The organism is Comamonas sp. C11, assembly GCF_024496285.1.
Lineage (GTDB): Bacteria > Pseudomonadota > Gammaproteobacteria > Burkholderiales > Burkholderiaceae_C > Comamonas > Comamonas testosteroni_F.
The window spans coordinates 1,808,233-1,832,041 of sequence record NZ_CP101743.1; the positions used below are offsets into that span (position 1 = coordinate 1,808,233).

Sequence of the window (23,809 nt, forward strand, 5' to 3'; positions counted from 1 at the left end):
TAAGGGTGGGGCTCAGGCCTGACGTTGCTCGAAGTCCCGCATGTAGTCGACCAGCGCCTGCACGCCTGCTATGGGCATGGCGTTGTAGATGCTGGCACGCATGCCGCCCACGGACTTGTGGCCCTTGAGCTGCAGCAGACCGGCTTGCTTGGCGCCGGTCAGGAAGGCGTCGTTGCGCGACTCATCCTGAAGGAAGAACGGGATGTTCATGCGCGAGCGGCAGTTCGCGGCCACCTTGTTCACATAGAACGAGGACTGGTCCACATAGTCATAGAACAGCTTGGCCTTGGCGATGTTGCGCGCTTCCATGGCTGCCACGCCGCTGAGGCCGCCTTCGGTCTGGCGCTTGAGCCACTGGAAGGTCAGGCCGGCCATGTAGATGCCCCAGGTGGGAGGGGTGTTGTACATGCTGCCGTTGTCGGCCACGGTTTTGTAATCAAACGCCGAGGGGCAGACGGGCAGGGCATGGCCCAGCAGGTCTTCGCGCACGATGACGATGGTCAGGCCCGCGGGGCCGATGTTCTTCTGCGCGCCGCCAAATGCCAGGCCCACGCGGCTCCAGTCGATGGAGCGCGAGGCCACATGCGAGGAGAAGTCGATGACCAGCGGTGCATCCGAGCCCAGGGCCTGGAGGTCGGGCAGCTCATGGAACTCCACGCCGTGAATGGTCTCGTTGCTGCAGATGTGCACATAGCTGGCGCCGCGGCTCAGATTCCAGCTGCTGGCGGCGGGAATCGTGGTGTAGTTGCTGTCCTTGGCGCTGGCGGCCACATTGGCATCGCTGGCGTACTTGGCGGCTTCCTTGGCCGACTTCTGGCTCCAGCTGCCGGTGACCACAAAGTCCACCACGCCGGCGCGCGACAGGTTCATGGGCACGATGGCGTTTTCGGCAATGCCGCCACCCTGCATGAACAGGATCTTGAAATGCGCGGGAACGGCCAGCAGCTCGCGCAGATCGGCTTCGGCGGCTTCGTAAATGCTGATGAATTCCTTGCCGCGGTGGCTCATTTCCATCACTCCCATGCCGGAGCCGTGCCAGTCCAGCATTTCGGCGGCTGCGGTCTGCAGCACTTCTTCAGGGATGGCGGCGGGGCCTGCGGAGAAGTTAAAAGGGCGGTTCATCAGATTTACGCTCAAAACATGTGAAAACGCTTTTCTAGATTGCGCTTTCAGCTATCAAAATATTCAGCCACGGACATGCGTGCATGTCGCGTGGCGTCTGGTCCGGGTCGGGCCAGCCAGGGGCTGGTCGATCAGCTGGCGTCGCCGGACTCTGCAGTGCCTTCTGCGCCGGCGCTGCCGGATTCATCGGCCTCGCTGTCGTCGCCGGCACTGTCGTTGGCATCATTTTCGACGATGCGCTGCAGGCCGATGAGCTTGGCACCTTCGTCCAGGTTGATCAGCGTCACGCCCTGCGTGGCACGGCCCAGCTCGCGGATTTCCGCAACCCGGGTGCGCACCAGCACGCCGGTGTCGGTAATCAGCATGATCTCGTCCTCGGGCGCCACCAGGGTGGCGGCCACGACCTTGCCGTTGCGCTCGGACTGCTGGATCGCAATCATGCCCTTGGTGCCGCGGCCGTGACGGGTGTATTCGCTGATGGCCGTGCGCTTGCCGTAGCCGTTTTCGGTGGCGGTCAGCACGCTTTGCGAACCCGCCACCACGTTGCCCGTGCCGTCGTCGGCCTCGGCGACCAGCATGGCGATCACGTTCTGATGCTCTTCGATGTTCATGCCGCGCACGCCGCGCGCATTGCGGCCCATGGGGCGCACATCGTTCTCGTCAAAGCGCACGGCCTTGCCGCCGTCGCTGAACAGCATCACATCGTGCTTGCCGTCGGTCAGCGCGGCGCCGATCAGGTAGTCGCCTTCGTCCAGGCCCACGGCAATGATGCCGGCCTTGCGCGGGTTGCTGAACTCGGTCAGCGCCGTCTTCTTGACGGTGCCCATGCTGGTGGCCATGAAGACGAAGTGATCTTCGGGGAAGCTGCGGTTTTCGCCGGTCAGCGGCAGCACCACGTTGATCTTCTCGCCGTCCTGCAGCGGGAACATGTTGACGATGGGGCGACCACGTGAGCCGCGCGAGCCCGAGGGCACTTCCCAGACCTTGAGCCAGTACATGCGGCCGCGGTTGGAGAAGCACAGCAGGTAGTCGTGTGTGTTGGCAATGAAGAGCTGGTCGATCCAGTCGTCTTCCTTGGTGGCCGTGGCCTGCTTGCCGCGGCCACCGCGCTTTTGCGAGCGGTACTCGGACAGGGGCTGGCTCTTGATATAGCCGGTGTGCGAGAGCGTCACCACCATGTCGGTGGGCGTGATCAGATCTTCGGTGGACAGGTCTTGCGCACTGTACTCGACGGTGGAGCGACGCTCGCCCTTCTTGGACTGACCGAACTCGGCCTTCACGGCGTTGAGTTCTTCGCCAATGATGATGGAGACGCGCTCGGGCTTGGCCAGGATGTCCAGCAGGTCTTCGATGACCGACATGACGTCCTTGTACTCGGCCACGATCTTGTCTTGCTCAAGGCCCGTCAGGCGCTGCAGACGCATCTGCAGAATTTCCTGGGCCTGGGTCTCGGACAGGCGGTACAGGCCGTTTTGCTGCATGCCGAATTCGACTTCCAGGCCCTCGGGGCGATAGTCGTCGGCATTGACCACACCGCCGTCGGTGCGCGTGCGGGTGAGCATCTCGCGCACCAGCTTGCTGTCCCAGGACTTTTCCATCAGCGCGGCCTTGGCCACGGGAGGTGTGGGAGCGTTGCGGATGATGGCGATGAAGTCGTCGATATTGGCCAGTGCGACGGCCAGACCTTCCAGCACATGGCCGCGGTCGCGCGCCTTGCGCAGCTCGAACACGGTGCGGCGGGTCACCACTTCGCGGCGGTGCTCCAGGAAGACCTGGATCAGATCCTTCAGGTTGCAGAGCTTGGGCTGGCCGTTGACCAGCGCCACCATGTTCATGCCGAAGGTGTCTTGCAGCTGCGTCAGCTTGTAGAGGTTGTTGAGCACCACCTCGGGCACTTCGCCGCGCTTCAATTCGATCACCAGGCGCATGCCGGACTTGTCCGACTCGTCCTGGATATGGCTGATGCCCTCGATCTTCTTTTCGTGCACCAACTCGGCCATGCGCTCCTGCAGCGTCTTCTTGTTGACCTGGTAGGGCAGCTCGTCAACGATGATGGACTGGCGCTGTCCCTTGTCGATATCCTCGAAGTGGCACTTGGCACGCATCACCACGCGGCCACGGCCGGTGCGGTAGCCTTCCTTGACGCCGTTGATGCCGTAGATGATGCCGGCCGTGGGGAAGTCGGGTGCGGGAATGATCTCCATCAGCTCGTCGATGGAAGCTTCGGGGTTCTGCAGCAAATGCAGGCAGCCGTCCACGACCTCATTGAGGTTGTGCGGCGGGATATTCGTGGCCATGCCCACGGCAATACCCGAGGAGCCGTTGACCAGCAGGTTAGGCAGGCGGCTTGGCAGCACCAGCGGCTCGCTCTCGGAGCCGTCGTAGTTAGGGCCGAAATCCACGGTCTCCTTGTCGATGTCGCCCAGCATTTCATGAGCGATCTTGGAGAGGCGGATTTCCGTGTAACGCATGGCGGCGGCGCTGTCGCCGTCCACCGAGCCGAAGTTGCCCTGACCATCGACCAGCATGTGGCGCAGCGAGAAGTCCTGCGCCATACGCACGATGGTGTCGTAGACCGCGCTGTCGCCGTGAGGGTGGTATTTACCGATCACGTCACCGACGATACGCGCCGACTTCTTGTAGGGGCGGTTCCAGTCGTTATTGAGTTCGTGCATGGCGTACAGAACGCGGCGGTGCACGGGCTTGAGGCCATCACGCGCATCAGGAAGCGCCCGGCCCACGATCACGCTCATGGCGTAATCGAGATAACTGCGACGCATCTCCTCTTCAAGGCTGATGGGCAGAGTTTCTTTAGCAAACTGGGTCATGTCTAGTGATACTTTGACGGCTGGAAAACAGCCATTTTAGGTCGAATGGCGTGTGGCAGCAGAGCAACATAACTGAGGAATTACATAGCTGTCCTACTTGTTGGTGCCTAGTTGACAACACTCTTGCATGTTACGTATGGCACAATCATTTCAACGTTTTTGGTGATGGTCACTGATGACGTCCACAGATTCGCAGCCCTGCTGCGGCTTTTTCCCCAAGAGGAGAACCATGAAGAAACTGAACAAAGTGGCGATGTTGTTTGCCTCTGCTGCCCTCGTGACAGCCGCTGGCGCACAAGTGAAGGCTGCTGACGGTGGCAAGACTATCGACAACTGGCAAAACGGCACCAGCGAACTGGTGTGGAAGAACGGCACGAACGAACTGTGCTGGCGCGATGCCAACTGGACTCCTGCTACTGCCGCTGTTGATTGCGACGGTGCTCTGAAGGCCCAGGTTGCTGCTCCCGCTCCCGCCGTTGTGCCTCCCGCTCCTGTGGCTCCCCAGCCTGCAGTGGCATCTAAGGTTACCTACTCTGCTGACGCTTTCTTCGACTTCGACAAGTCCGTGCTGAAGCCCGCAGGCAAGGCTAAGCTGGATGACCTGACCGGCAAGATCAAGGACATCAACCTGGAAGTCATCATCGCCGTGGGTCACACTGACTCCATTGGTTCCGATGCTTACAACCAGAAGCTGTCGGTGCGTCGCGCTGAAGCTGTGAAGGCTTATCTGGTGTCCAAGGGCATCGAAAAGAGCCGCGTGTACACCGAAGGCAAGGGCAAGAAGCAACCCGTGGCAGACAACAAGACTGCTGCTGGTCGCGCTCAAAACCGTCGCGTGGAAATCGAAGTTGTGGGCACCAAGGCTGCTCAGTAATCTTTCGATTGCTACACAAAAAGCCCCGGTAACGGGGCTTTTTTTATGCCCGATCCATCGCGGTAATCGCGGACAATTGCACCATGAGCAACACTATCAATGCCGACCCGGCAGAACTGGAAAAATTCTCCAGCCTGGCCCATCGCTGGTGGGATCCCGAGAGTGAATTCAAGCCACTGCATCAGATCAACCCCCTGAGACTGGACTGGATCAACGCCCAGGCACCATTGGCGAACCAGCGTGTGCTGGATGTGGGCTGTGGCGGAGGCATTTTGGCGGACTCCATGGCGCGCAAAGGGGCCAAGGTGGTGGGTATCGATCTGGCAACCAAGGCTTTGCGCGTCGCGCAGTTGCATGCTCTGGAGGCGGGAACGCCCAATATTCAATACCATGAGGTCAGCGTCGAGCAACTGGCGCAGGAGCAGCCGGCCAGTTTTGATGTGGTGACCTGTATGGAAATGCTGGAGCATGTGCCCGATCCTGCGTCCATCGTGCGGGCATGTGCCCAACTGGTCAAGCCTGGCGGCTGGGTGTTCTTTTCAACCATCAATCGCAATGCCAAGGCTTTTGCGCTGGCGATCGTGGCTGCCGAATACCTGCTCAAGATGATTCCCAAAGGCACTCATGAGTATGCCAAGTTGCTGCGCCCAAGCGAGTTGGCCCGCTTTGTGCGCGAAGCCGGCCTGGATGTGCAAGGCAGCAAAGGCATGGAGCACAACCCGATCTCGGGCCGCTATTGGCTCAGCAATGACACCTCGGTCAATTACATGCTGGCAACACGCCGCCCGCAGGAGTGACAGCCATGTGGAAGCACGTTAGAGCCGTTCTTTTTGATCTGGATGGCACTTTGATCGACAGCGCTCCTGATCTGGGTGCTGCAGCGGACAAGATGCGTGTGGATCGCGGCATGCCGTCGCTGCCTCTCCATGCCTACCGCCATATGGCCGGGGCTGGGGCTCGTGGAATGCTGGGTATTGCGTTCGGCATGACGCCAGAGTCTGCAGGATTTGCGGAAATGCGCGAGGAGTTCTTTCGCAATTACGAGCAATGCATGACCGAGCGCACCTATGCTTTTGAGGGCGTGTCCGAGTTGATCCGGGCATTGGAAGCCGGCCCGTTGTTATGGGGGGTGGTGACCAACAAGTCCATGCGCTTCACCGACCCGTTGACTCGTCAGATGCCCTTGTTTGCCCAGGCTGCGGCCGTGGTGAGCGGGGACACGACGCCGCATGCCAAGCCTCACCCCGAGCCTCTGTTCGAAGCCGCACGACGCATGCAGATTGCTCCCGAGCACTGCATCTATGTCGGAGATGACGAGCGCGATATCCAGGCGGGCGCAGCAGCGGGCATGAAAACTGTAGCTGCACGCTATGGCTACCTGGGTGCAACAGCAGATACGGTTCATTGGGGGGCTGATGCACATATCAATTCACCGCTTGAGCTGTTAAAGTTGCTGGGATGAGGCTAGAATAGGAACTAAGGGGCTGTCCTGGTTTCGACGTGGGTTCGGGACCGGTGCGGTGCATGTCGAGCTTGAGTGACGCTCGTAAATCTCCATTCAAAAAACTAACTGCAAACGACGAACGTTTCGCACTCGCCGCTTAATCCGGTGAGCCTTGCAACAGCACGCTAGTGGGCTGGGCAAGGGGGTAGCAATACCTCCCGGCTGCAAGGGAATTTACATTAGCTGGCTGGATACCGGGCTTCTTGGTATTTGGCGAGATTTTAGGAAGCTGGCTACCCAGGCAGCGTGTGCCTGCGGGGTTTGGGTGGCGAGATTTAAAACAGAGCACTAAACATGTAGATCTGTCCGGCGAAGGCTTACGGACGCGGGTTCAATTCCCGCCAGCTCCACCATACACCCATCCAAAGGGGTTCAATGAAGTTCATTGAACCCCTTTTTCTTTTGAAAAATCAATGACTTATCGTCTTGTTGCGTCTTAACTGATCTCACTGCTGCCAATGAATACATGGGGAACAGGTGGGGGAACAAGCGGGGGGAATGGTAAATTTCTTCCATATTGTTCCCCCTTTCCCCTCTGTGGTGGGTTTTTTTTAAATAGGATTTGTTCCCCCTATGTTGACTGATGCACAGTGCCGAAACGCAGTCTGCTCCCCTGGCGCCAAGCGAGAGCGTTTTTCTGATGCTGGTGGCTTGTACCTTGAGGTCAGCCCAGCAGGGTCTCGTCGTTGGTTTTGGAAGTATCGAAAAGACGGTAAAGAGGGGAGGCTGGCGTTAGGCAGCTATCCGCAGGTCAGTTTGACTGCTGCGCGGAAAGCCCGAGATGTTGCTCGGCTGCAGAAATCAGAAGGCGTCGATCCCGCCAAGGCACGCAAGCTGGAGAAACTGGTCAATCCAAATGGAGTTGCTCACACTTTCAAAGCTGTAGCTTTGGAGTGGTATGACAAGCAGGTTCCCCGTTGGAGTCCTGGTCATGCAGAACGGATGCTTCGTCAGTTAGAGCGTGATTTGTTTCCGTATATCGGTGAGCGGGAAATGGCTCAGATCCAGCCCATGGAATTGTTGGCAGTGCTGCAGAAAGTGGAAGCGCGTGGTGCTGTTGAGACCGCTGACCGTGCACTAATGCTGGCGCGGCAGGTCTGGCGTTACTGGCTGCCTACAGCCAGCAATACACAGCGTGACATCACAGAAGGTCTGAAAGCTCGATTGACTCCATATCGAGGCACCAACTTCCCAGCCATTGTGGAACCACAGCGCTTTGGCGAACTTTTGAGGGCAATGTATGCCTACAAAGGCGGCCCGTTCGTGCGAACGGCGCTTTTGCTGGCACCGTTGCTTTATCAGCGCCCAGCCAATCTGCGGATGATGGAGTGGGAGGAGCTTGATTTGGATGGGCAACTGTGGACGATTCCTAGCGCAAAAATGAAGCGTTCTGTGCAAGAGAAGGAAAACGGCGAGCCGCATGTGGTGCCGTTGCCCAAACAGGCGGTAGCGATGCTTCGTGAGCTGAAGCCTCTCAGTGGACGTGGCCGTTATGTTTTCCCTGGCCAGCGAGATCATGACCGGCCCATGTCAGATAACTCTGTGCGTACAGCCCTGTATAGCTTGGGATATGGCGATGAGCAAAGCTGGCACGGTTTTCGTGCTAGTGCCAGAACCATGTTGGTTGATCAGCTTGATCTCGATCCGCTGGCGATTGAAGCTAATCTAGCGCACGCCGTTAAGGATGCTAATGGACGCAGCTACAACCGGACGAAGTACTTGGCAAAGCGCTTCGATCAGATTCAGCAGTGGGCTGACTATTTGGATAATTTACGCGAGTCGTTGGGCGTAGTTGAAGGTGCTAAAAAAATGCGGGTCGCTTGAAATCAAGGCTGAGCAGGTGCTTTAGGCTGTGAGCGGTCTGTCGCCGGACGGTAGACTTGATGGGACAGCGCGACAAACCTGAGGTACCCATCAGCGGTCGTTCGTGTCGGCCAGCAATCGACCGATGCTGCCGTTCGTACCACCAAGGCGTATCCCCGATAGCAGCCGTTGGTTGACCTTTGGGCCAATCACCTCGCTGGCGCGAAGCCAGGGCCGTAGGAAATAGACGCAGGACAAAATCTCTCTTGCGGTAGCTGCGTCGCCCTCACTACCCGTTGTAATCAAACTCACAGCGTGCTAGGACCTCGGTGGGCTCGTAGCTCCCATATCTTCCGCGTGAGCGACCGGCCTCCGAGATGAGGTGCAAGTGCTTTCGGGCGCGCGAGGCCAGGATGTTGATTTCCACCCAGAAGTGACCCACTGGGGATGCGGATGAAATCTTGGACTACTGAGAGGTAGTTCATGTATTCATACGAAGATCGAATCCGCGCGGTGACGCTCTACATCCAGCTAGGCAAACGAGTCGCGGCAACCATTCAGCAGTTGGGCTATCCCACCAAGAATTCGCTCAAGAGCTGGCACCGCGAGTACGAGCAGGGTCGAGCCTTGAAGACAGCGGTTGTTCGCCCACCGAAGTTCACCGCTGAGCAAAAGGCTCGGGCCGTCGAACACTATCTGACGCACGGGCGCTGCGTGGCTTTCACAATCAAGGCTCTTGGCTATCCCGGGAGGGCCTCACTTCACGCTTGGGTTCAAGAGCTCAATCCCCGGGCTCGGCCACGCCTGCTTGGAGCATCGTCGAACGAGCAGAAGCACGCTGCGGTGCTCGCACTGTGCACACGTCAAGGACGCGTCCAAGCCATTGCTGACGACGTTGGCGTGTGTCGAGAGACGCTGTACAACTGGCGCAATCAACTATTGGGGCCAGAGGCTCTCGCATCGATGAAGCGCTTCAATGATTCTTCAACGGGTTCGGAGCTGTCCCAGTTGGAGCAGCAACTCAAGACGCTACGTCGTCAAGTGAGGCGGTTGCAGTTGGAACAGGAGTTATTGAAGAAGGCAAACGAGCTCCTAAAAAAGGACCAGGGCATCGACCTTCATCTCCTGAGCAATCGTGAGAAGACACTTCTGGTTGATGCCCTGCGCCATGAATACTCACTTGCCGAGTTGCTCGCCTCGCTAGTCCTGGCTCGCAGCTCGTACTTCTACCATCGAGCTCGGCTCAACGCTGACGAAAAGTATGTCGCGGTGCGCCGAACGATCACGGACATCTTCGAGCGCAACCATGGCTGCTATGGCTACCGTCGCATCCAGGCCTCACTGGTCAGGCAATGCGTGTGGATCTCGGAGAAGGTGGTCCGGCGCCTGATGAAGCAGGAAGGGCTGGTGGCCGCTGCGCCCAAACGACGCCGCTACGGCTCCTACTTGGGAGAGATTAGCCCTGCACCTGAGAACTTGCTGAATCGCGACTTCAATGCCACTGCGCCTAACCAGAAGTGGCTGACCGACATCTCGGAGTTCCAACTACCCGCCGGCAAAGTCTACCTGTCGCCCATGATCGATTGCTTCGATGGAATGGTGGTGAGCTGGTCTATCGGAACACGCCCCGACGCTGAACTGGTCAACACGATGCTGGATGCCGCGATCGCCAAGCTCAATGACAGCGAAGTGCAACCTGTGGTTCACTCAGACCGTGGTGCCCACTATCGCTGGCCAGGATGGTTGTCACGCATCGCTGATGCCAAGTTAGTGCGCTCGATGTCACGTAAGGGGTACTCACCGGACAATGCGGCCTGTGAAGGCTTCTTCGGGCGGCTCAAAAACGAATTGTTTTATGCCCGCGACTGGCAAACCACGAGCATTGAGCAGTTCACGCAAGCTCTGGACGCGTACATCCGTTGGTACAACGAGCAACGGATCAAGATCTCGTTAGGGGCACGGAGCCCTGTTGAGTACCGCAGGGCCCTCGGGATTGCTGCATAACCGTCCAAGATTTATGCCGCATCCCCACTAGCCCCCGGTGGGTCAGTTATGCGTGGAAATTAACACGGCGACTTCTGCTCGACGACCTTGCTCTTGTTCCATGGCTCGCGATGAGCACGATTTCGAGTTGATCTTTGCACTTTGCAAGTGCACAGGACCCTAGTTGGTGCACCGCAAGTGACACTTGGCGCCTAGCTTCCCTATCTTGACAGCGCAAAACAGATCCCCAGATTGGCACTAAACTTGCTTGCGTAACGTTCAATTAGTTGCCCGGGTTAACCCCGAAGCTAGATTTCCGCCTTGGCGGATATTCTTCAGGCACTTAATTAATTGGTCGTTTAATTTATTAGTACTGGTGGGCTAGCAGAAGCTGGCACATCAGATGGGTGTCTGTCCTCATCTGGAGAGTGAAATGCACAAATGGTCTCAACTGATGTCCCTGGCAAGCCTGCTTGCGGTTACCGCCGCAGCCACTGCGCAAGAGACGGTAAAAATTGGCGTGATCGAACCGTTAACCGGATCAGTTGCGTACAACGGCCTAGCATCCGTCAATGGTGCCAAGCTAGCCGTAGCACAGCGCAACGCCGCAGGCGGTGTGCTGGGTCGAAAGGTCGAGCTTGTCATTGAAGATGGCCAGTGCCGCCCTGCCAATTCGGTCAATGCGGCCGAAAAGCTGTTACAGCGCGACAAAGTTGTGGCGCTGCAAGGGGCTTTCTGCAGCTCAGCCACTGCAGCGGTGATGCCCGTCGCTGAGAAGTACAAAGTTCCCTTTGTCTCAGGCGTTTCTTCTAAAGCTGACCTGACAGAAAAAGGTATGCAGTACTTCTTCCGTTCGGCAGAAACTGATCGGCTCATGTCCAAGACCTTTAGCAAGATCCTGGCAAACAAGCTCCAGCTAAAGAAGGTGGCTTATATCGGCGTAAATGACGACTGGGGTCGTGGCGGCGTTGAGGACTTCTCCAAGGACTTGGAGTCCTTGGGCGTTAAAACGGTCATGAAGGAATACTTTGACCATGGCGTGACCGATTTCTACACATTGCTTACAAAGCTTCGTGCAAGTAAAGCAGATGGCGTGTTTGTTGCAGCAGAGACGCAAGACGGCTCCATCCTTGTCAAGCAGTTCAAAGAATTTGGCATCAACTCCAAAATTTTTGGCGTTGGTTCATGGGCAACGTCGGACTTCATCAGTCTCACTGGAGATGCGTCAGAAGGTATCTATGCCGCAGTGCCCTATGCATCAAGTCTCACAAATGAGCGGAACAAAGCCTTTGTAGAGCAATACAGCAAAGCCTACAAAGAAAAACCAGGCAAGTACGGCGCGGCTGGATACAACGCTATGAACATCATGCTGGATGCCGTAGCACGTGCAGGCAAGGCAGAGCCTGAAGCTATTCGCAATGCGCTTCGCAAGACCGACTATGCCGCACCAAATGGCCGCTACCGTTTCACCGAAAAGGGCGAGGCTTACGGCTTTGATGTAGTACTGGTGCAAATCAACCAGCGCGAGCCGCAGGTGGTTGCCCAGTCCGCGACCGAAAAGCCATAAGAGTACAAGACTGATACAGGATTCGGACGATGGAACTACTTCTGCAGTACCTCGCCAACGGCCTAGTGACGGGTTCGTTCTATGCGCTCTCAGCGCTTGGATTGACTCTGATCCTTGGACTGATGCGAGTGGTTAATTTTGCTCATGGCGAGTTGTATATGCTCGGCGGTGTCATGGGGTGGTGGGCAACTACCAGGTTGGGGCTCGACTTCTTCAGCGGTCTTGCTCTGGTGGCTGTCGTGATGGGTATCTTTGGCTGGTTGATTGATCGCTTTTTGATTGAGCGTATTCGCAACCAAGGCGAAGAACCCGGCATTCTGTTAACGATTGGACTCTCGATATTCCTGGCCAACACCGCTCTGCTGACAGTGGGGACCGCGCCTTTGAAGGTCGAAGCACCAATCTCAGCTGGACCAATGTTCTTCGGTCCTGTGGTCCTGACAAAACTGCGAGTCTTTGCAGTGCTTGTCTGCGCAGTGATGATTGTTATGGCGTGGTTGGTCATCCACAAAACACGTCTAGGACGAGCCATGCGCGCCACCTTCCAAGATCCCATGGCGGCACAGCTTGTGGGGGTGCGCACTGCTAATGTCTATGCGGCCACATTCGCTATGGGAACTGTGATTGCATCCATGGCAGGCATGCTGCTTGGATCAATTTATTCAGCTCAAGTCGCTGTTGGCGGCCTAGTCAGCATGAAGGCATTTGTGGTGGTGATCCTGGGAGGCATGGGTAGCTTTGCCGGAGCCATTGCTGGTGGTCTTCTACTGGGTGTAGTAGAGGCCTTGTGGGGCGGTTACGTGGCAACCGGATGGGTCGATATCGTCGGCTTTGCTATGGTGATTCTGACTCTTGTTTTCCGGCCATATGGGCTATTTTCCAAAAGATCGGAGCGTGCATGAAACTCGAGAAGCACTGTCTTTTTGCCCTAATGGCGCTGGCTGCTTTATTGCCTCTAATGGTGAGTGATCAGTACTTGCTGCATATCGCCATCATGGTGCTGTTTTATGCCGTATTGGCGAGTAGCCTCAACCTAGTGGTTGGCTATGTGGGTGAGTTCTCGCTAGGTCACACTGCCTTTTTGGGAACCGGAGCCTACGCTGCGGCCATACTCTCAACACAGTACGGTTGGCCCATCTGGGCCACCATCCCTACAGCAGGTCTATTGGCAGCACTAGTGGGCGTAATCATCGGAGGCATCACCCTACGTTTACAGGGTCCGTTCTTCGTTATCGTGACGCTATCGTTCGCCGAAGTACTGCGCCTCGTCGCTGACAACTGGATTGCCCTGACCAACGGCCCCATGGGTATTGCAGGCATTCCCCAACCCAGTTGGTTAGGAGACAGCGGTAACCTGGCAGCCAAGCAGTTTTACTACGGCATAGCCTGGACTTTGCTAGCAATTACGCTTTACCTCAGTTTCCGCTTCGTGTATTCCAATGCGGGCCGTGCTGCGGTAGCTGTGCGTGAAAACCGATATGTGGCGCAATCTATCGGCATTCGGCCACTGAGCTATTCCATGATGGCTCTGGTGCTCGGTGCGCTCCTTTCCGGAATGGCCGGAGGCTTTTACGCACACTACATCTCTTTCGTTGGACCTGAAGTATTCCGATTTGCCTTCATGGTAAGCATGATCATCATGGTGCTTGTTGGAGGAAAAGGAACGCTCGTCGGCCCCCTGATCGGTGCGTTATTGGTCACCTGCCTGGAAGAGTACTTGCGTGAAGCTAAGGAACTGCGTCTCTCCATCTTTGGCCTCGTAGTGATCGCCATTGTGCTGTTCCTACCCCGTGGCCTGATGAGTTTTGTTATTCAATGGCGCGAGTCACGACTAGCAAACGCTCTTAAGGCTCAAGCATCATTAAAAGCAGAAGGGAGAACTGCATGAGCGCAATCCAGGCACAGAGTTCATCACACTCCTTGCAGGTACGTGGGCTAGGTAAATCCTTCGGTGGTATCCACGCAGTCAAAGACATTAGCTTCGATGTCAATCAAGGAGAGATCGTCGGTTTGATTGGCCCTAACGGAGCAGGCAAAACCACCTGCTTCAACCTGATAACGGGCTTTTACACCCCTAGCTCGGGACAAGTGAACTTTTCGGGCAACGACGTTACTGGCCGGAAGCCTTATCACATGGCTCGCATGGGCATTGTTCGCAGCTTTCAGAAGACAAATATTCTCAAATCTCTTACCGTATTTGAGAACGTCCTGACCGGTCACTACCTGGAGGCCCATCAGTCACTATGGCGTACGTTCTTTCCCAACCGTGCGGTTCGTGCAACCGAATCCGCCGTAAAGGAAAGCGCGGAACACATCGTTCACACCATGGGCCTAACTCATCGCATGCACACACCAGCATCGGTACTGTCGTGCGGCGAGCTCAGACTTCTAGAAGTGGCGCTCGCGCTCGCGGCTAAACCCGAAATTCTCATGCTGGATGAACCTGCAGCGGGCCTCAATAGCCAAGAGGCTCGCCAGTTCGGTGAGATTCTTAAAACTCTACGAGGCACCCTGGTTCAGTCCATTCTGATTGTGGAACACAACATGAGTTTGGTGATGGGTGTCTCAGACCGTGTCGTTGTCATGCATTTCGGTGAAAAGCTGATTGAAGGAACACCTGCACAAGTTCAAGCCGACAGCCGAGTGGTTGAAGCCTACCTAGGCGGTGGAGGAAAGAAAGCATGAACGCAATTAGCAAGCATGAAATGCATGCAAGCGCACAGGGCAAAGCCTCTGGTACGCCCATTCTTGAGCTGCGCGATCTGTATGTCAGCTATGGAAAGACGGCTGCACTGCATGGAGTGAACCTAAGCATTTTACCAGGTGAAGTCGTTGCACTGATTGGTGCAAACGGCGCCGGTAAGACCACCACTTTGCGAGCTATTTCAGGTCTACTCAAACCAACACGCGGTGAAATTTTCTTCCAAGGGAAAAGCATCGGTGGCCTAGCAGCTGACCGCGTAGTTGGACAAGGTATCGCGCAATCTCCAGAGGAACGTCATGTATGGCCCAGCATGACAGTGGACGAAAACCTGTCCATGGGGGCCTATCTATGCAAGTCCAAGTCTGAAATTGAGCGACGCATGGGCCAGGTCTATGAGCGCTTTCCTCGCCTCAAAGAACGACACAAGCAACTGGCCGGCACATTAAGCGGTGGCGAGCAGCAAATGTTGGCCATTGGTCGCGCGTTGATGTCAGAGCCACGTCTTTTGCTGTTGGACGAACCCAGCCTTGGTTTGAGTCCTCGCATGGCTGAAGAAGTATTCGAGTTCGTTCGTGAAATCAACGCCCATGGTGTCACCGTGATTCTGGTGGAGCAGAACGTGCACAACGCTTTGTCAGTCGCCACACGTGCTTATGTCTACGAAACAGGCCGTGTCGTGGCAGACCGCAATGCAGCTGGTCTGCTCGAGGACCCTGAGATCCTCAGCGCTTATCTTGGTGGCTAAGCAACTTCTAGGGGGCACCCATATGCATCTTTTATTTGTTCAAAAATTAATTAATTAATCGTTCAATCAACTCAGGGCAGCGGCACTGCCCAGATCAAGGAGTCACTAAAATGAGTAAATCACTGCGAGTGGGCATCGTCGGCGGCGGTATTGGAGGCGTAGCTCTGGCGCGCTCACTTCGGTTGTCTGGCATCGACGCATACGTTTTTGAGCGCGCGAATGCATTTGGAGAAATTGGCGCAGGCGTTCAGATGACGCCTAATGCAGCCAAGGTTTTACGAGCACTGGGACTTGGCGAAGAACTGGCACGTATCGGCTTCTTACCCAATGCCATGGTTGGACGTAACTGGGACGATGCCCGAGAACTGTTTCACACGCCCTTGCGCGAGGTGTGCCCAAAGTTGTTTGGCGCAGACTTTTGGCATGTGCATCGAGCAGATTTGCATGCGATCTTGTGCCAAGGCATCCCTGCAGATCGCGTGCGCTTTAACGTCTCATGCACTGGAATTACCCAGCTCAAGGACAAAGCCGTAGCGCATTTCAGCGATGGCACTCAATTTGAAGCCGACCTGATCGTTGGTGCTGATGGCATTCACTCTGTAGTGCGAGATTCTCTGTGGGGTAAGACACCTTCGCAGTACACCGGACATATGTGCTGGCGCGCAGTAGTTCCGGTAGAGCAGCACCCGCTGCCTTTTGTGACCCCGGACGCCTCATTCTGGATGGGCCCCAAAGCACATATCGTCACCTACTACGTCAAAGGTGGCGCCGCAGTCAACATCGTTGCAGTCAACGAAAGCGCGAACTGGGTCACAGAGTCGTGGACTGAGCCCAGTACCCGAGAAGAGTTGTTAGCTGCATTTGAAGGCTGGCACGACAACATCATCCACCTCTTTGAGAAGACCGACGCTCAACAAATCTTCAAGTGGGGATTGTTTGATCGCGACCCTATGACCCAGTGGTCAAAGGGCAATGTGACGCTTCTGGGCGACGCGGCCCACCCCATGCTGCCTTTCCTCTCGCAGGGTGCGGCTATGGCCATTGAGGATGCCTATGTGCTTGCTACAGCAATCTCGCATTTCAGCGGAGACCTGAATGAAGCGCTCAATGCTTACGAAGCTGAGCGTCGTCCACGCACCGCTCGCGTGCAACTAGAAGCACGTGAACGTGGTCGCACCTATCACCTTTCCACTCCTGAAGAGAAGAGAAAGCGGGACGAGGACTTCCAGAACGCCCAGACCAAGGATCCCAATGCCGTGGGTATCAAAGCCGAATGGGTCTATTCCTACGACGCAACCGCCTGCGTTGAACGCTTTAACGAAAACACCAAGGTCGCTACGGCTTGAACTCAGGAGACAAGATGACAATGAAAACCTCATTCCGTATCGGACAAATCGTTCCCAGCTCCAACACCACAATGGAGACTGAGATTCCTTCCATGTTGCGCCTGCGTGAACAAGTGCGCCCCGAGCGTTTTACCTTTCACTCTGCTCGCATGCGAATGAAGCATGTCAACAAGGATGAGCTTGCGGCTATGGATGCCGAAAGCGATCGCTGTGCCTTGGAACTCAGTGATGCGCGTGTGGATGTACTGGGCTACGCTTGCTTAGTTGCCATCATGGCCATGGGTCATGGATACCACCGATCGTCACAGTCGCGCCTCAGCAAGGCAACTGCGAGCAATCAGGGGGAAGCTCCGGTAATCACCAGCGCAGGGGCCTTGGTGGATGCTCTAAAGGTCATGGGGGTCAAACGTATTGCGTTGGTAGCACCATACATGGTGCCCCTAACCAAATTGGTCATTGACTACATTGAGCACGAAGGCTTTGAGGTCAGTGACTGGAGAGCGCTTGAGATTGCAGACAACTTGGAAGTTGGTCGTCACGACCCCTCTAAACTGCCTGCCATCGTTTCTGGCATGAAGACTGACGATGTCGATGCGATCGTGCTCTCCGCCTGCGTACAAATGCCCTCGCTCGCAGCGATTGCTCAAGTAGAAGCCGCGACAGGTAAGCCGGTGGTGACAGCAGCCGTGGCGACCACCTACGCGATGCTAAGCGAGCTCGGCCTAGAACAAGTAGTCCCAGGAGCTGGTGCGCTGCTATCGGGCGCCTACTCAACGAAGAAGGCTTCCTAATGTTCGACAGCACCTTTCTCTACGGCGCGCAGGTGCGGGCCAATGACATACGTCAACACTACCTCCGCTACGGCGGTAACAAAGACCAACGTGCCGAGCGCGATGCGGTCATCATCGTCCCCGGCATTACCAGTCCAGCAGTTACATGGGGCTTTGTTGCCGAGCGCTTCGGACGCCAATTTGACACATACGTACTCGATGTCCGCGGTAGAGGCCTAAGCGAGGCATCCAGTGCCCTGGATTACAGCCTGGATGCCCAAGCTGCTGACCTCAATGCGTTCGCATTGGCACTAGGTCTGTCCAAATATGCCTTCGTCGGCCATTCGATGGGAGGGCGCATTGCCATTCGAGCAGCGTCCCATCACCCTATCGGTCTTACGCGTGTAGTAGCCGTCGACCCCCCCGTCTCAGGCCCGGGTCGTCGAGCATATCCAGCCAATCTAACTTGGTACATCGACTCAATCCGCATGGCATGCAAAGGAATCAGCCTTGAGCAAATGCGCGAGTTTTGTCCCTCATGGAGTGATGAGCAGTTGCGATTGCGCGCACAGTGGTTGCACACCTGCGACGAACGCGCGATTGTCGCCAGCTTTAATGCCTTCCAAATGGACGACATTCACGCCGATCTTCCACACATTGCAGTACCGCTAATGCTGATGAGTGCAGAACGAGGCGATGTAATTCGCGAAGAAGAGGTATCCGAAATCCGGGCGCTGGTGCCAAGCCTGCACGAAAAGCGCGTCAGTAATGCTGGTCACATGATCCCCTGGGATAACGAGGAAGGTTTTTATCAAGCCTTCGGTAACTTTCTCGGCCAAGCGCTGGAGTAACGAAATCATTTAATACGGAGATTGCCATGGCCATCAGCGACACCGAACTTATCCGCGCCTGGACACAAGTACTAAACCTCTCCAAGCTCAAACGCGGCGATGCCGTCACTGTGCTGACGAGCGACCACACCCACCCTCAAACCCTACGCTGTGCGATCACTTCGGCCACTATGCTGGGTGCCTGCGTAAGCCAGCTCAACTTGCCACCGGTCAATGGCGAGAAGTCACTCAGCCGCGATACCCTTGCCTATCTTGGCACGACGCCACTCACGGGCAATCGTGCAGCGATTGCTGCACTGAAGGCCAGCGATCTGGTGCTTGATTTGATGACACTGCTGTTTTCTCCTGAGCAGCATGAGATCCTGGCGTCAGGCACAAAAATCCTGCTTGCAGTAGAACCTCCCGAGGTCTTGGCACGCCTAGTTCCCACACTTGAAGACTATGAGCGCGTACAAGCTGGTGTAGCGCTACTAAAAGGCAGGCGTGAGATGCATGTCACTTCTCCTTCAGGAACTGATCTTCACTTACCACTTGGCGAATACCCGGTAACCGCAGAGTATGGATTCGTCGATCAGCCCGGCCGTTGGGATCACTGGCCTAGCGGCTTCGCCTTTACCTGGCCGAACGAGGGGGGCGCGCAAGGCCGCATTGTCTTGGCCAAAGGCGATGTTTTGCTTCCCATGAAAAGCTATGTAGGCGAGCCCATCACGCTCACAGTGGAGAACGGCTTCGTGACTAGCATCGATGGCGATGCCGAAGCCGAATTGCTTCGCGAATACATCGAGTCTTTCGACGATCCAGAAGCTTATGCAATTTCACATGTGGGCTGGGGTCTGCAAAAGCGTGCTTTTTGGTCAACGCTAGGCCTCTATGATCGCGAGGCTACTCTGGGCATGGATGCTCGAGCCGTTAGCGGCAACTTTCTTTTTTCCCTTGGTCCTAACAACGAAGCTGGGGGCAGTCGAACTACTGCTTGCCACATCGATATCCCAATGCGGCACTGCAATGTTTTTGTCGATGGGCTGCAAGTCGTGAATGACGGCCAAGTCGTGGAGTCACTGATGAAGCCTACAAAATCTGCTTACGCACTGGAGGTTACCCATGCTTGACGAGTCTCACGTCTATTCACGCCAAGGCTTCGGTGCGGGCTTGGGCATTAAAGCCCCCATCGGTCTTCTAATCGTGGACTTTGTAAATGGATTTGCTGATCCTGGAACTTTCGGCGGCGGAAACATTCCTGAGGCCATTGATCGCTCCGTAGAGCTACTTTCGACTGCCCGTGAGCATGCATGGCCCGTAGCACATAGCCGTATTGTCTACGCTGATAACGATAGCGACGCCAATATCTTCAGTACAAAAGTGCCAGGCATGTTGGGATTGAAAGAGCACTCACCTGCCAGTGCTATTGTCGATGTTCTTGCACCTGCACCTGGTGAGTTGGTCGTGCGAAAAACTGTTCCCTCAGCGTTCTTCGGCACCAACCTCGCTCCCTGGCTCACGCAACATGGAGTACGCACCTTGCTGGTGGCCGGCTGCGTCACCAGCGGCTGCGTACGCGCCAGCGTGGTGGACGCCATGTGTTGGGGATTTCGTCCCATCGTAATTGAAGACTGCGTGGGCGATCGTGCGATTGGCCCGCACGAAGCCAGCCTGTTCGACATGCGTCAAAAATATGCAGATGTCATCAGCCTAGCAGCTCTGCATGCCCAACTTGTCACGCTTAAACGCTGAAATCGAAACCTAGTCCGCTAGGAATCCGCCGACCACGAAGCGCGTCACTTGATCAATGAGCGCTTCGGTGTCGTCCGGGTCATAAAGCCCTTTAGGTGTCATTTCCTCCATTCGATGGGTATCCGAAAACGCGTAGAGATATGTGCCAACCATCAATGTAACGCGCCAATACGCATCCAACTCCGTTAGCTGTGGCAGGGCCAACCGGAAGGCCTCCACATAGCGTTGAGTAGATGAGCCGTAAGCGTCGGTACGTACTTTGTATGAAATCTCCGGCGGCTCTGTATGCATGCGAGCTTGCAGCCTCAAAAACGATCGTCCCTGTAGAGTCGCACGCAAGGCCAATGTCGGAGAAAGAAAGGCATGCACAATTTCTCTAACAGTAGGCTTGCCCCTGCATAGCAAAGCTTCAAGCAAATCGGTACGTTGCTGCGAGATAAGCTGCCCTCGGCGCAGAAAAGTCTCTTCGAACAATCCGTATTTCGAACCAAAGTAGTAGCTGATCAAAGCCTGCGTGACATTTGTCGCTGCTGCGATCTCCCGCAATGAAGTTCCTGCATAGCCCAGTTCCGCGAACTGCGCCTCTGCTGCATCCATGATCTCATCGCGAACCGCACTAATTCCCTCGGGCCGCCCTGGCTTTCTTTGCTTGACCCGCTTGCTAGGAGCGTGGCCGATAACATCTATTTTTTCCATTTAATTAATCGATTGACCAATAATGAAGTATATGTGTAGCGCACTGTACGTGTAAGGCCGGTACACAGTGTTTTTATAAGTACATCGACAACCATTTCCTGGATATCCACCGACCTAAAAGAAGCCGACCAGGATATGGCTAACATCGACCCGCATTTGTGGCGTCTCTAGGCAGGGAGCGTGGCAATGGAAAAGTCTGAAAATATTGCGAGGTTGTTGATTTCCACGCAAAACTGACCCACCGGGGGCTAGTGGGGATGCGGACAAAAACTTGGACTACCAGGGGAGATGTAATGGATGCCTCTCTGCCTACGGGCAGCTCAAAGGCCGCAGAAGCATAAAGATGAACAGCGTGACCGTTTTGGGAGTGTGCTTGTTCGCTAGACGAGCTGGGCTCTTGAATGGATACGGTATCAAAGTGCCCGTGGCTTGATAGACCAATGTCTTCACAAACATCAGCGAGGTTTCGTCATGCATCGTTGTACTACCCAAAGCGCGGGGCAAATCATCGGTCAGGTGGCCGGCCTGCAGGTCATTGGACTGGACATCGCCAAAAGCGTGTTCCAACTTCACACCGTGGACATGAGCACAGGCGAGATTGTCAACGTGCAGCTAAAGCGGGCCAAGGTTTTAGGGCACTTCGCCAACCGTGCACCTTGCTTGATCGGCATCGAAGCCTGCGGCGGAGCGCACCACTGGGCCCGTGAGTTGACGGCGCAGGGCCATGCCGTGCGGCTGATTCATGCCAAAGCCGTGCGCCCATTCGTGAACGGCAACAAGACCGACGCTACAGATGCACGCGCCATCTGGCTGGCGATCCAGCAGCCGGGTACCAAATTCGTGGGCGTGAAGACGCTGGCGCAACAAGCCACGCTCACCTTGCATCGTCAGCGCGAGATGTTGATGCGGATGAAGATCATGCAGATCAATGCGTTGCGGGGACTACTCTATGAGTTTGGAGCCACCTTAGCGCGAGGCAAGAAGGCGTTGTTGGGCGAGTTGGAACTCGCACTGGAGGCGCTTGCCAACAGCATTCCACAGTATGTCGTCGATAGCCTGCGCGAGCAGGCCCAGCGCATCAAGCAACTGGCGATAGACATTAAGGCCATCGAGGTGAGGCTTGCAGAGGTCCTGCGCATTGACGTGGACATGAAGCGTGTGGCGGCGATACCCGGGGTAGGCCTGCTCTCGGCTACAGCGGCCATCGCCACTATGGGAGAAGCCAAGGCATTCAAGTCGGGGCGCGAATTCTGTGCCTGGCTGGGTCTGGTACCCAAGCAACGAGGCACAGGTGGCCGGGTAAATCTTCTGGGGATCTCCAAACGGGGCGACACCTACCTGCGGACTTTGGTTATTCACGGTGCGCGTGCGGTACTGAGACATGCGAAAGAGCCCGGCCCATGGCTGGAACAGCTTCAAGCCAGGAGGCCAACGAACGTTGTGATCGTGGCACAGGCGGCCAAGATGGCGCGAACGATCTGGGCCGTTACGGCCCGACAGCAGGACTACCAACGAGGCCACCAGAGCACCAGGCCGCTTGGGGCTTGAACGGATAGCAGATCAACCCGAGAAAGGAGGATGTGAAGGCGATGAGGCAGCAACAAAGCAGCGTGATGTGAAACAGGTCAGACCGGGACGAGCTAAACCTGGATGAACTACCGGACTTCAAAAGTCCGTCCTAGGAGATGAGGCGCTCGTCAGCGGATTACATCGGGGCCAGCGGACAAGGGGCAACCCAGCGTCCACATCACAGGCCGGATACAAGGCAGCAGCCGACTTCTTCACAAAGCATTGCGGGTTACTACTCATGGCTGGGAGGCATCCATACAAGGTAGCTCATGTACTCATACGCAGACAGGATTCGTGCAGTTGAGCTTTATATCAAGCTTGGCTTGCGTGTCAGAGCCACGATTCGCCAGTTGTGCAACAACGCCCATCAAAAGCTGAGGGTCGGGGACGTCATCCAGATTAGCGGACAGCACAATCATTTCCCCCTGGTCGAGACTGCCTCCCATAGCGTGTTGGTGGCCGGAGGGATCGGCATCACGCCTGTTCTTGCCATGCTAAGGAGGCGGGATGCCCTGTGCAGGACGGCGCACCTCTAGGCGCAACAAAGCATTGAAAGGATGCTTTGTTGCGCCTAGGGCGGCCCTCAGAAGTTGTGCCGGACTCCCATGTAGATATTGCGCGAGCTTCCGTTCGCCGAGCCGACTAAAGTTGCTGGAGCTTGAGCAGTTCCGGTGCCCAGTACATACTGCGATCCGTTCTTGTTGGTAATCCGTGCGGCGCCAAAGTAGAGACGCGTTCGCTTAGACAGGTCATAGTCACCGCCAAGGGCAATCCAATTGGCATCGCGATTGCCAGTCGAGGTCGTGTAGTCGGAACGGTCGTTAACTCGAGTGAACTGGGCAATAGCGGTGAACGGCCCGAATGGCACGCGTACGCCAACGTTGGTCAGCCTGAACTCGCTCCTTGAAGTCCCAGGCATTCGGGCGATGGTGCCGGTGCAGGTGCTGCAGGAGTTCTTTTCAACCGTCGTACCGAAGAAAAACTTGGCGAAGCGGGCATCATAGGACCCCCCAAGCACCATTGCCGAGACCTTGCCTGAAGCAGCGTTGTCCGCGCCATCCTGCTGTTGGAAGCCAGCATTGAGGTCAAAGCTATCAACCTGATAGCGTGCAGATACTCCGTAACCGCGACCGATCGTCGCGGACTTCTCGCCAAAGGAATACTGCCCGCGCACCTCAAGGCCACCCCAACGTGGGGATACATAACTGATGGCGTTGTCCTGGCGCGCCGCTATCCCCATCGGCAACACCTGACGCTGCGTTGTTGTGTTGATGTTTCGGGTGAGCGACAGCAGCCCGCCCGCCCCCTCCCAGATGAAGGCATCCACATTACCCTGTACTGAATAGTAGGGCGTAGGAATGCGCCCCATCTGCACGGTACCGAGCCTTGTATCGCTGAGGCCAACCGATGCTTCGCGCCCGAACGCACGGCCGCCTTGGGCCAATGTACCTTCATCGAGATAGAAGCCTTGCTCTAGGCGAAAAACGGCGGAGAGCCCTCCTCCCAGGTTCTCTACACCTCGGAAACCTAGGTTACTACCAGCACTGCCGCCCGAATACACGCGACTGATGCTGGAGCCGCCCGAGCGGGGCGAGTCGACGCCGGAGTCCATGCGTCCATAAATGGTGACATTTCCTTGCGCGTTTGCAGCTCCGCAAACGTTGAGCAACACAGCGCATGCCACAGCATGCTTGGCTAGTCCGATCATTGGTGCCT

Annotated in this window: 20 protein-coding genes and 1 other RNA gene; 17 read left to right on the forward strand and 4 right to left on the reverse strand. The window is 56.2% G+C overall.

The features are described 5' to 3' along the window. Window positions 1–12 precede the first annotated feature (12 nt). Together serC and gyrA are read right to left on the reverse strand one after the other, a co-directional pair. Window positions 13–1,122 (reverse strand): 3-phosphoserine/phosphohydroxythreonine transaminase, encoded by a 1,110-nt coding sequence (gene serC / locus NOX35_RS08280; protein WP_256496323.1) that lies wholly within the window; start codon window positions 1,120–1,122, stop codon window positions 13–15. A gap of 131 nt (window positions 1,123–1,253) precedes the next feature. Beyond that, entirely contained in the window at window positions 1,254–3,950 is a 2,697-nt protein-coding gene (gyrA, locus tag NOX35_RS08285) for a DNA gyrase subunit A (RefSeq protein ID WP_256496324.1), read from the reverse strand. 229 nt (window positions 3,951–4,179) lie between these two features. Here gyrA and ompA point away from each other — a divergent pair, with 229 nt between their 5' ends. The 16 genes from ompA to NOX35_RS08365 all read left to right on the forward strand — a co-directional run bounded on the left by ompA (window position 4,180) and on the right by NOX35_RS08365 (window position 19,828). Continuing rightward, a complete protein-coding gene (gene ompA / locus NOX35_RS08290) occupies window positions 4,180–4,824 on the forward strand; it encodes an outer membrane protein OmpA (protein WP_003077020.1) in 645 nt (214 codons plus the stop codon). Window positions 4,825–4,907: 83 nt separating this feature from the next. Further along, window positions 4,908–5,621, forward strand: a complete 714-nt coding sequence (gene ubiG / locus NOX35_RS08295; RefSeq protein ID WP_256496325.1) for a bifunctional 2-polyprenyl-6-hydroxyphenol methylase/3-demethylubiquinol 3-O-methyltransferase UbiG — start codon at window positions 4,908–4,910, stop codon at window positions 5,619–5,621. A 5-nt stretch (window positions 5,622–5,626) separates the two neighbouring features. Continuing rightward, window positions 5,627–6,286: an HAD-IA family hydrolase gene (locus tag NOX35_RS08300; RefSeq protein WP_256496326.1), complete on the forward strand. Its 660-nt coding sequence runs from the start codon at window positions 5,627–5,629 to the stop codon at window positions 6,284–6,286. An 18-nt stretch (window positions 6,287–6,304) separates the two neighbouring features. Then, window positions 6,305–6,681: a transfer-messenger RNA gene (gene ssrA / locus NOX35_RS08305) on the forward strand. Between the two features lie 220 nt (window positions 6,682–6,901). Further along, window positions 6,902–8,152, forward strand: coding sequence for an integrase arm-type DNA-binding domain-containing protein (locus tag NOX35_RS08310; protein ID WP_256496327.1), 1,251 nt, complete (start codon window positions 6,902–6,904; stop codon window positions 8,150–8,152). 462 nt (window positions 8,153–8,614) lie between these two features. Then, complete coding sequence (locus NOX35_RS08315; RefSeq protein WP_256496328.1) at window positions 8,615–10,135, forward strand: IS3 family transposase; 1,521 nt, start codon at window positions 8,615–8,617, stop codon at window positions 10,133–10,135. A gap of 412 nt (window positions 10,136–10,547) precedes the next feature. Further along, the gene (locus tag NOX35_RS08320) at window positions 10,548–11,681 is read left to right on the forward strand and encodes an ABC transporter substrate-binding protein (protein ID WP_050880995.1); all 1,134 of its coding nucleotides are present in this window, start codon (window positions 10,548–10,550) and stop codon (window positions 11,679–11,681) included. A 29-nt stretch (window positions 11,682–11,710) separates the two neighbouring features. Continuing rightward, window positions 11,711–12,583 (forward strand): branched-chain amino acid ABC transporter permease, encoded by an 873-nt coding sequence (locus tag NOX35_RS08325; protein ID WP_003081504.1) that lies wholly within the window; start codon window positions 11,711–11,713, stop codon window positions 12,581–12,583. After that, window positions 12,580–13,569, forward strand: coding sequence for a branched-chain amino acid ABC transporter permease (locus NOX35_RS08330; RefSeq protein ID WP_019042227.1), 990 nt, complete (start codon window positions 12,580–12,582; stop codon window positions 13,567–13,569). The genes NOX35_RS08325 and NOX35_RS08330 overlap by 4 nt, the downstream gene beginning before the upstream one ends. Further along, the gene (locus tag NOX35_RS08335) at window positions 13,566–14,366 is read left to right on the forward strand and encodes an ABC transporter ATP-binding protein (protein ID WP_019042226.1); all 801 of its coding nucleotides are present in this window, start codon (window positions 13,566–13,568) and stop codon (window positions 14,364–14,366) included. The genes NOX35_RS08330 and NOX35_RS08335 overlap by 4 nt, the downstream gene beginning before the upstream one ends. Further along, the gene (locus tag NOX35_RS08340) at window positions 14,363–15,130 is read left to right on the forward strand and encodes an ABC transporter ATP-binding protein (RefSeq protein WP_256496329.1); all 768 of its coding nucleotides are present in this window, start codon (window positions 14,363–14,365) and stop codon (window positions 15,128–15,130) included. Before NOX35_RS08335 ends, NOX35_RS08340 begins: the two co-directional genes overlap by 4 nt. Window positions 15,131–15,240: 110 nt before the next feature. Further along, complete coding sequence (locus tag NOX35_RS08345; RefSeq protein ID WP_029158323.1) at window positions 15,241–16,476, forward strand: FAD-dependent monooxygenase; 1,236 nt, start codon at window positions 15,241–15,243, stop codon at window positions 16,474–16,476. A gap of 20 nt (window positions 16,477–16,496) precedes the next feature. Continuing rightward, on the forward strand, window positions 16,497–17,267 hold the full coding sequence (locus tag NOX35_RS08350; protein WP_029158322.1) for an Asp/Glu racemase: 771 nt from the start codon (window positions 16,497–16,499) through the stop codon (window positions 17,265–17,267). Further along, window positions 17,267–18,097, forward strand: coding sequence for an alpha/beta fold hydrolase (locus NOX35_RS08355; protein ID WP_256496330.1), 831 nt, complete (start codon window positions 17,267–17,269; stop codon window positions 18,095–18,097). The genes NOX35_RS08350 and NOX35_RS08355 overlap by 1 nt, the downstream gene beginning before the upstream one ends. A 26-nt stretch (window positions 18,098–18,123) precedes the next feature. Continuing rightward, window positions 18,124–19,206 carry a 2,5-dihydroxypyridine 5,6-dioxygenase gene (locus NOX35_RS08360; RefSeq protein ID WP_253233665.1) on the forward strand — a complete coding sequence of 361 codons (1,083 nt, stop codon included), beginning with the start codon at window positions 18,124–18,126 and terminating at the stop codon, window positions 19,204–19,206. Further along, the gene (locus NOX35_RS08365; RefSeq protein ID WP_029158321.1) at window positions 19,199–19,828 is read left to right on the forward strand and encodes an isochorismatase family protein; all 630 of its coding nucleotides are present in this window, start codon (window positions 19,199–19,201) and stop codon (window positions 19,826–19,828) included. The genes NOX35_RS08360 and NOX35_RS08365 overlap by 8 nt, the downstream gene beginning before the upstream one ends. Before the next feature lie 9 nt (window positions 19,829–19,837). On the opposite strand, the gene NOX35_RS08370 is transcribed toward NOX35_RS08365, so the two are convergent. Then, window positions 19,838–20,524: a TetR/AcrR family transcriptional regulator gene (locus NOX35_RS08370; RefSeq protein ID WP_253233666.1), complete on the reverse strand. Its 687-nt coding sequence runs from the start codon at window positions 20,522–20,524 to the stop codon at window positions 19,838–19,840. 471 nt (window positions 20,525–20,995) lie between these two features. On the opposite strand from NOX35_RS08370, the gene NOX35_RS08375 reads away from it, so the two are divergent. Then, window positions 20,996–22,072 carry an IS110 family transposase gene (locus NOX35_RS08375; RefSeq protein WP_256496331.1) on the forward strand — a complete coding sequence of 359 codons (1,077 nt, stop codon included), beginning with the start codon at window positions 20,996–20,998 and terminating at the stop codon, window positions 22,070–22,072. Window positions 22,073–22,676: 604 nt separating this feature from the next. Here the strand turns inward: NOX35_RS08375 and NOX35_RS08385 are convergent. Next, window positions 22,677–23,801, reverse strand: a complete 1,125-nt coding sequence (locus tag NOX35_RS08385; RefSeq protein ID WP_012837642.1) for a porin — start codon at window positions 23,799–23,801, stop codon at window positions 22,677–22,679. Window positions 23,802–23,809: the final 8 nt, after the last annotated feature.